The sequence below is a fragment of the Sphingomonas sp. CARO-RG-8B-R24-01 genome (assembly GCF_022662295.1).
Lineage (GTDB): Bacteria > Pseudomonadota > Alphaproteobacteria > Sphingomonadales > Sphingomonadaceae > Sphingomonas.
This window is the reverse complement of sequence record NZ_JAKNQI010000007.1, coordinates 110,066-123,785: the sequence shown is the minus strand read 5'-3', so window position 1 is coordinate 123,785 and position 13,720 is coordinate 110,066. Positions and strand designations below refer to the sequence as shown.

At 67.2% G+C, this 13,720-nt stretch carries 10 protein-coding genes; 8 read left to right on the top strand and 2 right to left on the bottom strand.

Annotated elements, in window-relative coordinates:
- Positions 1 to 70 precede the first annotated feature (70 nt).
- From L8G49_RS14535 to L8G49_RS14510, 6 genes are all read left to right on the top strand, one after another.
- Positions 71 to 757, top strand: a complete 687-nt coding sequence (locus L8G49_RS14535) for a hypothetical protein (RefSeq protein WP_242186649.1) — start codon at positions 71 to 73, stop codon at positions 755 to 757.
- A gap of 50 nt (positions 758 to 807) precedes the next feature.
- Positions 808 to 2,088: a serine--tRNA ligase gene (serS, locus tag L8G49_RS14530; RefSeq protein WP_242139080.1), complete on the top strand. Its 1,281-nt coding sequence runs from the start codon at positions 808 to 810 to the stop codon at positions 2,086 to 2,088.
- Entirely contained in the window at positions 2,088 to 2,852 is a 765-nt protein-coding gene (gene surE, locus L8G49_RS14525) for a 5'/3'-nucleotidase SurE (protein WP_242139081.1), read from the top strand. The genes serS and surE overlap by 1 nt, the downstream gene beginning before the upstream one ends.
- Before the next feature lie 25 nt (positions 2,853 to 2,877).
- Positions 2,878 to 4,062, top strand: coding sequence for a M23 family metallopeptidase (locus L8G49_RS14520; RefSeq protein ID WP_242186506.1), 1,185 nt, complete (start codon positions 2,878 to 2,880; stop codon positions 4,060 to 4,062).
- A 51-nt stretch (positions 4,063 to 4,113) separates the two neighbouring features.
- Positions 4,114 to 5,340 carry a tyrosine--tRNA ligase gene (gene tyrS / locus L8G49_RS14515; protein WP_242186505.1) on the top strand — a complete coding sequence of 409 codons (1,227 nt, stop codon included), beginning with the start codon at positions 4,114 to 4,116 and terminating at the stop codon, positions 5,338 to 5,340.
- A gap of 137 nt (positions 5,341 to 5,477) precedes the next feature.
- Positions 5,478 to 5,789, top strand: coding sequence for a PilZ domain-containing protein (locus L8G49_RS14510; RefSeq protein ID WP_242186504.1), 312 nt, complete (start codon positions 5,478 to 5,480; stop codon positions 5,787 to 5,789).
- A 31-nt stretch (positions 5,790 to 5,820) separates the two neighbouring features.
- Here L8G49_RS14510 and recG read toward each other — a convergent pair whose 3' ends face one another.
- Entirely contained in the window at positions 5,821 to 7,878 is a 2,058-nt protein-coding gene (gene recG, locus L8G49_RS14505) for an ATP-dependent DNA helicase RecG (protein ID WP_242186503.1), read from the bottom strand.
- Between the two features lie 85 nt (positions 7,879 to 7,963).
- Between recG and L8G49_RS14500 the strand changes: the two genes are divergently transcribed.
- Entirely contained in the window at positions 7,964 to 8,230 is a 267-nt protein-coding gene (locus tag L8G49_RS14500; RefSeq protein ID WP_242139086.1) for a succinate dehydrogenase assembly factor 2, read from the top strand.
- Positions 8,231 to 8,272: 42 nt separating this feature from the next.
- Positions 8,273 to 11,725 (top strand): transcription-repair coupling factor, encoded by a 3,453-nt coding sequence (mfd, locus tag L8G49_RS14495; protein WP_242186502.1) that lies wholly within the window; start codon positions 8,273 to 8,275, stop codon positions 11,723 to 11,725.
- Positions 11,726 to 11,734: 9 nt separating this feature from the next.
- Here the strand turns inward: mfd and L8G49_RS14490 are convergent, their stop codons facing one another.
- On the bottom strand, positions 11,735 to 13,687 hold the full coding sequence (locus tag L8G49_RS14490; RefSeq protein ID WP_242186501.1) for a GGDEF domain-containing phosphodiesterase: 1,953 nt from the start codon (positions 13,685 to 13,687) through the stop codon (positions 11,735 to 11,737).
- Between the last annotated feature and the right edge of the window lie 33 nt (positions 13,688 to 13,720).

Sequence of the window (13,720 nt, the reverse complement as noted above, 5' to 3'; positions counted from 1 at the left end):
GGTTCATCTTGCCGACCGCGCCCAGCCGCGGCCGCATGGCGTGCACAAGCGGGTTGCACGCCCGTCGCCTGTGGTTGCTGCGCGTAACCCCGCATTGGGCGGCACGCATATCCGGCGCGCCGCTGCCACCTCGTGCGCAACCACCCAGCCGCTCGTCGCGCCGGCGTCCGAACAAGGTGTGCCACTCCCGATCGCCACGCCTTATACGGGACCGGCCAGCTTTTCGACCGCTGGCGCGGGCGCTCCGGCGGTGATCGGTGGCAACGGCGGTTTCGGCGGGGGCGGCTTCCTGTCAGGTGGCTTCCTCGGCGGTGGAGGCGGGTCCAGTGGAAGCGGCATGATCCTCGTCGCGACGTCGACCGGAACGTCCGGCGCCGGGTCATCGTCATCGGGTGGAACCGGACAAAACAGCGCGCCCGGTTCCTCGTCGACCGGCGGCAACGTGCTGACGTCCAATGGGGGGAGCGGCGACACCCGTACCGCCACGTCGAGCGGAGCAACGGGTGAAACATCCGGCGGCACGGTTTCCGGATCGGGATCGCCGACGTCGACCGGCGGATCGAGTTCCGGCAGCACCAACGGGAGCGGTAGTGCCGCGCGCGGCGCCGGCAACCCGCGTGACCCCAATGCCCCGCCGGCGCCGGTTCCCGCGCCGCCAATGGTCTGGCTGTTCGGGGCCGCGGCCGCCGCCCTCATCGTCCGCGATCGGTTGAGCCGGCGCGGCCGCTTCTCTGCCGACGCACAGCCGGTCGATTGACGAGGGCGCGGTGTCTTGCCTAGCCGCGCGGGCAGCGCCATAGCCGCGTCATGCACGATATCCGTCTCATCCGCGACGATCCCGCCGCGTTCGATGCCGCGCTCGCCCGTCGTGGCGTAGCCCCGGTTGCCGCCGAACTGGTTGCCCTCGATGAGCGGCACCGCGCCCTGACGACCGAATCGCAGGTTGCACTGGCGCGCCGCAACGAAGCGTCGAAGGCGATCGGCGCCGCCAAGGCTGCCAGGGACGATGCGACGTCTGCCGCGTTGATGGAAGAAGTCGCGGCGTTGAAGCAACGCCTGCCCGCGATCGAAGCAGAAGCCAAGACCCTGGGCGACGCGCTCGCCGAGCGGCTGGCAGTCTTGCCGAACGTGCCGCTCGCCGACGTTCCGGAGGGTGCGGACGAAGACGACAACGTCGTCGTTGCCGAGCACGGCACCCACCCGACCTTTACGTTCAAGCCAGCCGAACACGATTCGATCGGCCCGGCGCTGGGGCTAGATTTCGAGACCGGCGCGGCCATGTCCGGCGCGCGCTTCACGCTGCTGCGCGGCGCCGCCGCGCGGTTGCACCGCGCGTTGGGCCAGTTCATGCTCGACACGCTGGCGCGCGACCACGGCTACGAGCAGGTCGTGCCGCCGTTGCTGGTTCGCGACGAGGCGCTGTTCGGCACCGGGCAGTTGCCGAAGTTCGCCGAGGATTTGTTTCGCACGACCGATGGCCGGTGGCTGATCCCGACCGCGGAAGTCAGCCTGACCAACATCGTCGCCGACAGTATTCTTGCCGAATCCGAACTGCCGTTGCGTTTTGCTGCACTGACGGTCTGTTTCCGCTCCGAGGCGGGCGCGGCCGGCCGGGATACGCGCGGGTTCATCCGCCAGCATCAGTTCGAAAAGGTGGAGATGGTATCGATCGTCTCGCCCGACGCGTCGGAAGCGGAACATGAGCGGATGACGGCCTGTGCGGAAGCGATCTTGACCGCGCTGGAGCTGCCGTTTCGCCGGATGAAACTGTGCACCGGCGACATGGGATTCACCGCAGCACGCACGTACGACCTGGAAGTCTGGCTGCCGGGGCAGGATCGGTATCGCGAGATTTCGAGTTGCTCGACCTGCACGGATTTCCAGGCACGCCGGATGAACGCACGCTATCGTCCCGATGGGGAAAAGGGAACGCGCTTCGTCCATACGCTGAACGGGTCCGGCCTGGCGGTCGGTCGTACGCTGGTTGCGGTTCTGGAAAACTACCAGCGCGAGGACGGGTCCGTCGTCGTCCCGCCGGTTCTGCAATCCTATCTCGGGGGGCTGAACCGGCTCGAGCCGACCCGATAATGCGGATCCTGCTGACCAACGATGACGGTTATCATGCGCCTGGGCTCAAGATCCTGGAGGAGATTGCCGCGCGCCTGTCAGACGACATCTGGATCGTGGCGCCGAGCGAGGAACAATCCGGCGCGGGCCATTCGCTCACGTTGACCCGGCCGCTTCGGGTGCGGCGGCACGGCGACAAGCGGTTCGCGGTCGCCGGCACGCCGACCGATGCCGTAATGATGGCGCTGGGCCGAATCATGCAGGACCATAAACCCGACCTGATCCTGTCGGGCGTCAATCGTGGGGCCAATCTCGCGGAAGACGTCACCTATTCGGGGACGGTATCGGCAGCGATGGAAGGGGCACTTGCCGGTGTCCGCTCGATCGCGCTCAGTCAGGCCTATACCCGCGAAGGCGCGGGCGATGCCGTTCCCTTCGGGGCGGCGGCCCTGTGGGGAGAGCGTGTGCTGCGCCCGCTGCTCGACGCGCCGCTGGAACCCCGGACGCTCGTCAACGTCAATTTTCCGCCCATCGCCGCGGACGCGGTCAAGGGCATCAAGATCGTGCAGCAAGGGTTTCGCGATTATGGACGATTGCAGATCGTGACCAACCGTGACCCGCGCGGGTATGACTATCACTGGTTCGCGCTGGGACAGACGGTCGAGACCCCGACGCATGCCAGCGACCTGGAAGCGATTGCGGACGGATATGTCGCGGTAACGCCGCTGCATCTCGACCTGACACATCGCGCATCGCTCGCTATGCTGACGGAGCAGTACCGCTAACGTCATGCGAATGGGGCCTTTCGGGATGACGGTTGTTCCTCTTGCGATGGTCGCCATCCTGCTCACGGCGTGTATCCCGCAGGACGAACCGCCCCCGCGCGGCTATCCACCCCCCTCCTATCAAACCCGCGCCGACACCTGGCGCGCTGGTGCACCCGACGAGGAAGCGCCGCCACCCCGGCGGATCCGCCAGCGGACGCCCCCGCGCTACGCGCCCCGGGACGACCAACGTCCGTATGAGCCCCAAGGCGGATATCGTCCCGACCAACCCCCGCTGCCGCGCGCCGATCGGCGTGTCACCACCCTTCCCGCCCCGCTCGCCGCTTGGCAGGCGAGTCCGGTCCAGCCATCGGCGCAAACCGTCGAACCCTCGACCTACGTCGTCCGCCCAGGCGACACACTGAGCGCGATCGGCGATCGAACCGGCGCCGGATCGGATGCGATCGCGCGCGCCAACCGCCTTCCCGTGCCGTTCGTGGTCCGCGCGGGTCAACGGCTGACCATCCCAGGCGGGCGGTATCACCGTGTCGCGGCCGGCCAGACCGGGATCGCCATTTCCCGCGCCTATGGCGTGGACTGGTCACGCATCGTCGCGGCCAACGACTTGCGGGAACCCTATACGCTCCGCGCCGGAATGCGGGTGCTGATCCCCGGCTCGACGTCGAGGAGCACCGCCGCGGAACGCGCCGCCGCCTTCACGCTGGACATCGACGATATCGTGACCGGCAGCGAGCCCGCGCTCGCCGCCAACCAGCGCCCGGTACGCCCTACGCTTTCCCCGGGTCGCATGCTTGCCCCGAGCCAGGCGGTTGCCGCGCCGCCGCGCCTGACCAGTGGGTTCGACTGGCCGGTCCATGGCCGGATCGTCGTGCGGTTCGGGCCGGGCGTGCGCGGGGAACGCTACAATGGCGTCAAGATTGCCGTTCCGCTCGGCACGCCGGTCCTTGCGGCAGCCGATGGGGTCGTGGCCTATGCCGGAAGCGGCATTCCGCAACTCGGCGGCGTGATCATCGTGCGGCATGGCGACGGGTGGGCGACGGTCTACGGTCATGCCAGCAAGTTGCTGGTGCAACGCGGCCAGGCCGTACGCCGCGGTCAAACGATTGCCGTGTCGGGCGACACCGGCGGTGCAGCCAGGCCAGAAGTCCATTTCGAGATGCGCAAGGGGCGCACGCCGATCGACCCGCAGCGGCAGCTTCCGGCAATCTGACGCGCCGCTTCGCAGGGTGACGCGGCGGTCGGACTTTTGTAAAGCCACGCCATGACCAGCTATTCCTCCGACCTGCTCCGCTTGCTCTCGACGCGCGGCTACATCCATCAGGCGACCGACGGCGCCGCGCTCGATGCGCTGGCAAGCAAGCAGATCGTGCCCGGCTACATCGGCTTCGACCCGACCGCGCCGTCGCTCCACGTCGGTAGCCTCGTCCAGATCATGCTGCTGCGCCGCCTCCAGCAGAGCGGGCACAAGCCGATCGTGCTGATGGGCGGCGGGACCGGCAAGATCGGCGACCCGAGCTTCAAGGACGAAGCGCGCAAGATGCTGACCGAGGATACGCTCGCCACCAACGTCGCGTCGATCCGGCGGATCTTCGAGCGTTTCCTGACCTTCGGCGACGGGCCGACCGACGCGGTGATGCTCGACAATGCCGAGTGGCTCGACGCGCTCGAATACATTCCGTTCCTGCGCGACGTCGGCCAGCATTTCTCGATCAACCGGATGCTCAGCTTCGATTCGGTCAAGCTCCGTCTCGACCGCGAACAGTCACTGAGCTTCCTCGAGTTCAACTACATGATCCTCCAGGCCTATGACTTCCTGGAACTGTCGCGTCGCGCCGGGTGCCGGTTGCAGCTGGGCGGGTCGGACCAATGGGGCAATATCGTCAACGGGATCGAGCTCGCCCGCCGGATGGACGGGACCGAGGTGTTCGGCGTCACCACCCCGCTGATCACGACCGCCGATGGCGGCAAGATGGGCAAGACGATGGCGGGCGCGGTGTGGCTCCATGAGGACCAGCTGCCGCATTTCGACTACTGGCAATTCTGGCGCAACACCGACGACCGCGACGTCGGGCGTTTCCTCCGGTTGTTCACCGACCTGCCGCTTGACGAGATCGCGCGGCTCGAGGCGCTCGAGGGCGCCGAGATCAACGAGGCGAAGAAGATCCTTGCCGACGCCGCGACCGCGCTGTGCCGCGGCCCGGACGCAGCCGTCGAGGCCGCCGAGACCGCGCGCAAGACGTTCGAGGAAGGGAGCGCCGGGGGCTCGCTGCCGACCTTTGTCGTCGATGGCAGCATCGGGATCGTCGACGCGCTGGTCGGGCTCGGGCTGGCTGCGTCCAAGGGCGAGGCGCGCCGTCTGATCAAGGGGGGCGGCGCGCGGGTCGGCGCGGACAAGGTGAGCGACGAGGCGCTGGTCGTTACGGTCGGTGACGCACCGGTCCGGATCGCGGCGGGCAAGAAACATCACGGACTGCTGGTACGCGGCTGACGTTCCTTACGTATTGCGGGCAACCACAAGTAAATCGGACGAAATCCAGAAGAGCTTAAGGCGCGTTCACTGTGTTCGTTACGGTCCGCTTCATCCGAAAGGACTAGCGCTGCCAGAGCCGAACAAAGGAACTGGCGATGGCGAAGGCACTGGCACAAAAGGCTTCGAACCAACGCGCCCTGCAACGGGACGAAGTTCATTATCGCGCGCGAGCGACCGATACCAAGGGTGCCCCGGCGGCCTTGTTGATCGTCAACATTACCGTGATGGGGATGATGGCGCGCGGAGAGATGACGGGCGATGTCGGTGATCGCGTGTGGATCACATTGCCCGTCGTCGGTTCGGTGGCGGCCGAAATCCGCTGGGCGCTTGGCGGGCGGATCGGGTTCGAGCTGACCCCGTCAATCGCGCTGTCCGACTATGACGCGGTGCTGAAGGCGATGGTGTAACGCGGGAGACATCGCTCGCTAGCGTTCCACCTCACCCGGACCGTAGCAACGCGACCCCGGCATCGCGCTCGAACAGATACAGCGCCGTCCGCGCCGCTTGCCCCCGCGTACCGTCCAAGCCACCATCGCGATCGATCAGCAACCGCGCGTCGTCGGTCGCCACTGGAAGCAGGGCGCCGAGCATCTCGGGCGTCGCCAGCCGGAACCCCGCCTCGCCCGACTGCCGCGTCCCGAGCAGTTCGCCCGCCCCGCGCAACCGCAGATCTTCCTCCGCGATGCGAAAACCGTCGGTCGTCTCGCGCATCAACGCGAGCCGCGCGCGGGAGGTTTCGCTGAGGCTTCCGCCGCGGATCAGCAGGCAATTCGATTTGCCGCCACCGCGCCCGACCCGCCCGCGCAACTGGTGCAACTGCGCGAGCCCGAAGCGGTCGGCATGTTCGATCACGATCAGCGTCGCATTGGGCACGTCGACCCCGACCTCGATTACCGTCGTTGCGACCAGCACGCCGTGGCGCGCCTCGGAGAACGCCTGCATCGTCGCGTCCTTGTCGGCGGGCTTCATCCGCCCATGGACGAGCCCGACCGCATCGCCGAACCGCCCGCGCAGCATCTCGGCGCGCGCTTCCGCCGCCGCCATGTCGCTCTTTTCGCTCTCCTCGACCAGCGGGCACACCCAATAGGCCTGCCCGCCCTCCGCGAGATGCCGCGCCAGTGCCTCGACCACCTCGGGGAGCCGATCTTCCGAGATTACGCGCGTTTCGATCGGTTGTCGGCCCGGCGGCATCTCGTCGAGCTGGCTGACGTCCATCTCGCCGTAGTTCGCCAGCGTCAGCGTCCGCGGGATCGGTGTCGCGGTCATCGCGAGCAGGTGCGGGCTGCGCCCCTTGGCCTGCAGCAACATCCGCTGCGCGACGCCGAAGCGATGCTGCTCGTCGACCACGACCAGCCCGAGGTCCTTGTAAGCGACCGTCTCCTGGAAGATCGCATGCGTGCCGATCAGGATATGGATCTGTCCCGCGGCGAGCCCCATCAGCACGCCCTCGCGCACGCGCCCCTTGTCCCGACCGGTCAGCACCGCGATTTCGATCGGAAGGCCACCGAGCAGCCGCCGCAGCGATTCGTAATGCTGTCGTGCGAGGATCTCGGTCGGCGCGAGCAACGCCGCCTGCGCGCCACCTTCTACCGCGACGAGCATCGCGAGCGCGGCGACCAGGGTCTTGCCCGATCCGACGTCGCCCTGCAGCAGCCGCAGCATCGGTTGTGCCTGCGCCAGATCGCCCTCGATCTCGCGGATCGTCCGCGCCTGCGCGCCCGTCAGGTCGTAGGGCAACTTCAACGCATCGCGCAGCCGCCGATCGCCCGCCAGCGCGCGTCCCTTGCGTGCGCGCGACGATTGCCGGACCAGCATCAGCGCGAGCTGGTTGGCGAACAGCTCGTCATAGGCGAGCCGCTCGTGCGCCTTGGCGTCGGCGGGGTCGGCATGGATCCGCGCGAGCGCCTCCCGCCACGCGGGCCATTCGTTCTTCGCGAGCAGCCCGGGCTCGATCCATTCGGCCAGATCCGGCGCGCGCTCGACCGACTGCGCGGCGAGCTGGCTCATCCGCCGCGACGAGATCCCCTCGGACAGCGGGTAGATCGCCTCGCGTCCGGCCATGTCGCCGGCCTCGTCGAGCGGCAGTACGTAGTCCGGGTGGACCATCTGCAAATCCTGCCCGTAATGCTCGAGCTTGCCAGACACGCGGCGCGGCTCGCCCAGCGGCGCGAGCTTCTTCGCCCAGCCCGGATGCCCGCCGAAATAGACGAGGCTGACGTAATTGCCCTTGGCGTCGGTCGCCTGCACCCGGGTCGGCCCGCGCCCGTTGCTCGACCGGTAGGAGACCGCAGTCAGCGTGATGACGATGATCCGCCCCGAATCCGCCATGTCGAGCTCGTCGCGCGGCAAGCGATCGACCCAGCCGGTCGGTAAATGGAACGCCACGTCGACCACGCGCGCGAGTCCCAGGCGGTCGAGCGGCTTCGCCAGCGCAGGGCCGATGCCCTTCAATGCCGTAACTTCGGCGAACAATGGATTGAGGATGTCGGGTCGCATGTCTATCTGAAGCGCTCTTACCCCTCCCCGATCCCCGCCGCCAGCACCTGCGCGCGGGTGTCGGGCAATTGTCGTTGGGATCCGCATGGACCGAGATATCCGCCTCAAGCGCCTGCATTTCCGCAGCCATCATCGCGGCACCAAGGAAGCCGACCTGCTGATCGGCGGCTTCTTCGATTCCGCGCACGCACGCTGGGACGACACCGAGATCGCCTTGTTCGAGGAGCTGATCGAGGAACAGGACGTCGACATCATGGCCTGGGCGATCGGCATGGAACCCGCGCCGGAACGCTATGCCGGGTCGATCGTCGAGGCGCTCAAGCAACTCAATTACGTGCCGATTGCGAAATAAATCCCCCTCTCCCCGCAAACGGGGAGAGGGAGAAAGAAGAGAATGCCCAACCTTCAGACGATCCTCACCGCCAAGACCCCGCTGACGCTCGCCGGCGTGCCGACCGGATTCGAGCCGTGGCTGCTCGCGGACCTGTCCCGTGCCGCCAAGGCGCGCGCGGTGTTCGTCGCGCCGGACGAGGCCGCGATGCGCGCGATCGCCTCGACCGCGCAGACGTTCGCACCCGAACTCGAGGTGCTGACCTTCCCGGCATGGGATTGCCTGCCCTACGACCGCGCCTCCCCCACGCTGCGCGTGATGGCGGAGCGAATGGCGACGCTCCACCGGCTCCAGCAGAAGCCGGATGGCCCGCAGTTGCTGGTGACGACCGTCAACGCGGTGGCGCAGCGCACGCTCACCCCGTTCCGCATCCGCCAGCTCGTCGCGCGGCTAGCGCCGAAGGAACGGATCGGGCGCGACCGGCTGGCGACATTGTTGCAAGCCAATGGCTATGTCCGCGTGGAAACCGTTGCCGATGCAGGCGAATTCGCAGTTCGCGGCGGCTTGGTCGATTTGTATCCGTCGGGCGAGACGCAGGCGCTTCGGCTCGATTTCTTCGGCGACGAGATCGAAAGCGTCCGCACCTTCGACCCAGCCGATCAACGCACCACCGGGCGGATCGACGGCTTCGTCCTGCTCCCCGCCTCCGAAACGCTGCTCGACGAAGACAGTATCAAGCGGTTCCGCGCGCGCTATCGCGAACGGTTCGGCGCGACCGCGACCGGCGATCCGCTGTATCAGGCGATCAGCGACGGGCGGCGTCTTGCGGGGATGGAGCATTGGCTCCCGCTGTTCGAGGAGAAGATGGCGACGCTGTTCGATCATCTCGGCGACGACGCCGTCATGGTCCGCGATGCGGGCGCGGTCGCGGCGGCCGAGGCGCGGTTCGAGGCGATCACCGATTATCACGGCAACCGCGTCAAGGCGCAGTCGAGCGACCCGGGCAGCTACCGGCCGCTTCCGCCAGACGCCTTGTACCTGACCGCCAAGGACTTTGCGCAGCAGCTCGATGTTGCCCCGGCGCACCGCATCACCGCGTTCCACGAACCCGAAAGCGCAAGCGTGCTCGACTTCGGCGTCGACGGCCCGCGCGACTTCGGCGCGGAGCGTGCGAGCGGCGTCAACATCTACGAAGCGGTCGTAGAGCATCTCGGCAAGCTGCGGAAAGACGGCAAGAAAGCGATCCTCGCCAGCTACTCCACGGGTTCGCGCGACCGCCTCGCCGGGCTGCTCGCAGACCACGAACTGACCAACACGGTCAAGGTCGATAGCTGGCAGCAGGCGCTCGGCGTCGGTGCCAAGTCGGTGGCGTTGCTGGTGCTGCCGCTCGACCACGGCTTCTCGGGGCCCGAAGTCGCGCTGCTGACCGAGCAGGACATGCTCGGCGACCGGCTCGTGCGTCGGAACAAGCGCAAGAAATCGGCGGATGCGTTCCTCGCCGAACTGGCGATGCTCACGCCGGGCGATCTGGTCGTCCACGCCGACCACGGCATTGGCCGCTACGAAGGCCTGACCTCGATCCCGGTCGGCCAGGCACCGCATGATTGCGTCGCGCTGACCTACGCGGGCGGCGACAAACTGTTCGTGCCGGTCGAGAACCTCGAAGTTCTGACCCGCTATGGCTCCGACGCCGACGGCGCGAGCCTCGACAAGCTCGGTGGCGAAGCCTGGCAGCGCCGCAAGAGCCGGATGAAGGAGCGAATCCGCGAAATCGCTGGCGAGCTGATCGCGACCGCTGCCGAGCGAGCGCTGCGTCCGGCGGATACGATCGAGCGCGACAGTGGCTATGCCGCCTTCGTCGACCGCTTTCCGTATGAGGAAACCGAGGATCAGGATCGCGCGATCGAGGACGTCATGGGCGATCTCGAGAAGGGAACGCCGATGGATCGCCTCGTCGTCGGCGACGTCGGTTTCGGCAAGACCGAGGTCGCGCTGCGTGCCGCCTTTGCTGCTGCGATGGCGGGGTTGCAGGTCGCAGTGGTCTGCCCGACGACGCTGCTCGCGCGTCAGCATTTCAACAACTTCAAGGCACGGCTCGAAGGCTTTCCGCTCAACGTCGGGCGTTTGTCGCGGCTGGTGCCCGCGGGTGAAGCCAAGACAACCAAGGAAGGCCTTGCCGACGGGACGATCGACGTCGTCGTAGGGACGCACGCGATCCTGGCGAAGGGAATCGATTTCAAACGGTTGGGCCTCGTCATTGTCGATGAGGAACAACGCTTCGGGGTGACCCACAAGGAGCGCCTCAAGTCGCTCAAGGCCAACGTCCATGTCCTGACGCTCACCGCCACGCCGATCCCGCGCACGCTTCAGATGGCGATGTCGGGCCTGCGCGAACTGTCGGTGATCCAGACCCCGCCGGTCGATCGCCTCGCGGTCCGCACCTATGTCATGCCGTGGGATCCGATCGTGCTGCGCGAGGCGTTGCTGCGCGAGCATTATCGCGGCGGGCAAAGCTTCTTCGTCACACCACGGATTAAGGATCTGCCGGATATCGAGGAATTCCTTCGTGAATCCGTCCCCGAAGTGCGCTTCGTCGTGGCGCACGGGCAGATGTCGCCGACCGAGGTCGAGGAGCGTATGTCCGCCTTTTACGACAAGAAATTCGAGGTGCTCGTTTCCACCACGATCGTCGAAAGCGGGCTCGATATTCCGAGCGCGAACACGATGATCATCCATCGCGCCGACCGCTTTGGCCTCGCGCAGCTGTACCAGCTTCGTGGTCGCGTCGGCCGCGCCAAGACGCGGGCCTATGCCTATCTCACCACGCCCGCCGACCGGATCCTGACCGAGACCGCCGAGAAGCGGCTCAAGATCCTGTCCGACCTCGACAGCCTCGGCGGCGGGTTCCAGCTTGCGAGCCACGATCTTGACCAGCGCGGCGCAGGCAATCTGCTCGGCGACGAACAATCGGGGCATATCAAAGAGGTTGGCTACGAACTCTACCAGTCGATGCTGGAAGAGGCGATCATGGACGCCAAGGCCGGTGGCCAGCGGTTGCGCCCGAAGGACTTCTCACCGCAGATCACGGTCGACGCGCCGATCCTCATTCCCGAGACCTATGTCCCCGATCTCGACCTGCGGATGGGGCTGTATCGTCGCCTCAACGATGTCGAGGACCAGAATGCGCTGGAAGGCTTCGCCGCCGAACTGATCGATCGTTTCGGCGCACTGCCGGGGCCGACCGAGAACCTCGTCCGCCTCATCGAGATCAAGCTCAACGCCAAGAAGGCATGCGTGTCGAAGATCGACGTCGGGCCGAAGGGCGCGCTGGTGTCGTTCTTCAACGACGCGCCGCCCAACATCACAGGGCTGCTGGCGTGGGTCGGGAAGCTCGAGGGAGTCGCGCGGTTGCGGCCCGATTCGAAGCTTGTCGTCACGCGCAGCTGGGGCGATCCCAAGGCGCGGCTGCACGGCGCGTTGCAATTGTCCAAGGGCCTCGCGCGCGCGGCGGGATGATGTCGCCCGCTAGTGGGCAGCGACGAGCGTCGAGAGGGCCGGGACCGACAGCGGCTCGGCACACAGGAACCCCTGGTAGATCTGGCATCCCTCGGTCGCCAGGCCTTCCAACTGTTCTTGCGTCTCGACGCCTTCGGCGATGACGGTCAGCCCGAGCGAGCGCGCCATGTCGATCACGCCGCGCACGACGATCCGGTCGCGCGGCGACCCGGTGATGTCCTGCGCGAGCTTCTTGTCGATCTTGAGGTAATCCAGCGGGAGCGCCTTGAGATAGGCAAGGCTGGAATACCCCGTTCCGAAATCGTCGATGGCGGTGCGACAACCGGCACCGCGCAGCACCGAGAGCAATGCCGCGGCAACGCCGAGATCTTCGATCAACCCACTTTCGGTGATCTCCAGCGTCAATCGCGCGCGCGGGAAACCGCTCGCGTCGACCCGATCGAGAAAAAGATCGGCGAAGCCGGGCCGTGCGATATCCGCCGCGGTCAGATTGAGCGAGAGCCGCACGTCGGCAAGTTCCGGCGGCCAGTTTGCGGCCTGCGCCAAGGCCAAACGCTGGATATGGTCGGAAAGTCCGATTTCGAGATCGGCTCGCTGTGCCGCTGCGAACAGGGTCTCCGCGCCGATCGTCCCGAGCGTACTGTGTTGCCAGCGCGCCAGGGCTTCGACCCCGACGATCTCCCCCGTGGCGATCGCGACCTGCGGCTGAAACAGGATGCCGATGTCGTTGCGCTCGATGGCGTAGTGCAGTTCGACCGCCAGGCGGTCGATCGCGGCACTGCCCCCGTCGGCATCCGCAACCCGCAAGGTCGCACTATCGGATTCTCGCGCCTCGGCCAGGGCTTCGCTGGCGCGGCGCAACAGGCTAGCCGCATCGTCCTGCGGCGATGCCTCCGCCAGGCCGATCCGACACCCCAGAACCGCAATCGCATCGCCACTGACGAACGGGCGAGCCAAGGCCGACGCGATCCGCTCGGCAACAAGGTCGATCCGCAGGCGTGGTGCCTGCATTGCCACCAGGAATGTCGAACCGCCCATGCGCGCGACCAGGGCATCCCGCCCGAGCATCTCGTGAACGGCATCCTTCACGCGCGCCTGCGCCGAGCGCAGCAGGGCGTCGCCTGCCGCGCGACCGTAGGCGGTATTGACCATTTCGAACCGGTTCAACGCGATGAGCAGAATATGCAACGGCGCCACCCCGGCGCCGTCGAGATGCTTTGTCAGCCAGCGGCGCGCGCTGCCGGCGTCGCGCGCGCCCGCCAGTGCTTCCCGCACTTCGGCGGCAGGTTCGGGCGTGCTGCCCAGCGGTTCGACCACGGCGTCGACTCGCCCCGCGCCAGGGTCGAATTGCAAGTGCTGGACGATGCGGCCGACGCCCTCGAGATCGTGCGCGAACGCCGTCGCGGGGCGGAGTCCGGTCATGCGTCGCAACGCGGCCGTCGCGGCCAGTCGATCGCCCTGGTCCAACCGCCGCAGGACCGTTCGAACGGTCGGTTGCTCGTCGCAGCCCAACAGGCTGGCGAGCCCGGGCGTCAAAATCAGCGTGCGATCCGCCCGGGCATAGCGCCATCCCAAGGGCGCGAATACCGCCCCGGCTTGCCATTCCCGCGCCATGCGCTCGGCATGGCGAGCGGAAAACCGCAAGGCCTGCAGGAACTCTGCGTCGCTGAAGGGGCTTGCTAGAAAATGTGTGGCGCCAGCGTCGTAGAGCGCGGTGATCGCGCCATTCTCGCCCCGCGACACCAGCGCGAGCAACGCCCCCCCGTTGGCTTCGATCGCGCTGCCGAGCGCCGCGGTCGCCGCAAGCCCCTCCGCCGCGGCGCCCCGCGCGTCGACGACCGCTACGGCCGCACCGCTCGACAGGAAACGGCGCTCGGCGCCTCCGGCGCGACGGGCGGCAACGACCTGCCACCCGGCCGCCGCAGCGATTGAGGCAAGTTCGTCGCGCTGACGGAAAGACAAGACGAACAATGGTGCGGTCAGCGGGGTTATGAC

Bases quoted from the DNA above. Each gene is read 5' to 3' on its own strand.
- serS (WP_242139080.1), top strand. From the start codon at position 808: ATGCACGATATCCGTCTCATCCGCGACGATCCCGCCGCGTTCGATGCC.
- surE (WP_242139081.1), top strand. From the start codon at position 2,088: ATGCGGATCCTGCTGACCAACGATGACGGTTATCATGCGCCTGGGCTC.
- L8G49_RS14520 (WP_242186506.1), top strand. From the start codon at position 2,878: ATGACGGTTGTTCCTCTTGCGATGGTCGCCATCCTGCTCACGGCGTGT.
- tyrS (WP_242186505.1), top strand. From the start codon at position 4,114: ATGACCAGCTATTCCTCCGACCTGCTCCGCTTGCTCTCGACGCGCGGC.
- L8G49_RS14510 (WP_242186504.1), top strand. From the start codon at position 5,478: ATGGCGAAGGCACTGGCACAAAAGGCTTCGAACCAACGCGCCCTGCAA.
- recG (WP_242186503.1), bottom strand. From the start codon at position 7,878: ATGCGACCCGACATCCTCAATCCATTGTTCGCCGAAGTTACGGCATTG.
- L8G49_RS14500 (WP_242139086.1), top strand. From the start codon at position 7,964: ATGGACCGAGATATCCGCCTCAAGCGCCTGCATTTCCGCAGCCATCAT.
- mfd (WP_242186502.1), top strand. From the start codon at position 8,273: ATGCCCAACCTTCAGACGATCCTCACCGCCAAGACCCCGCTGACGCTC.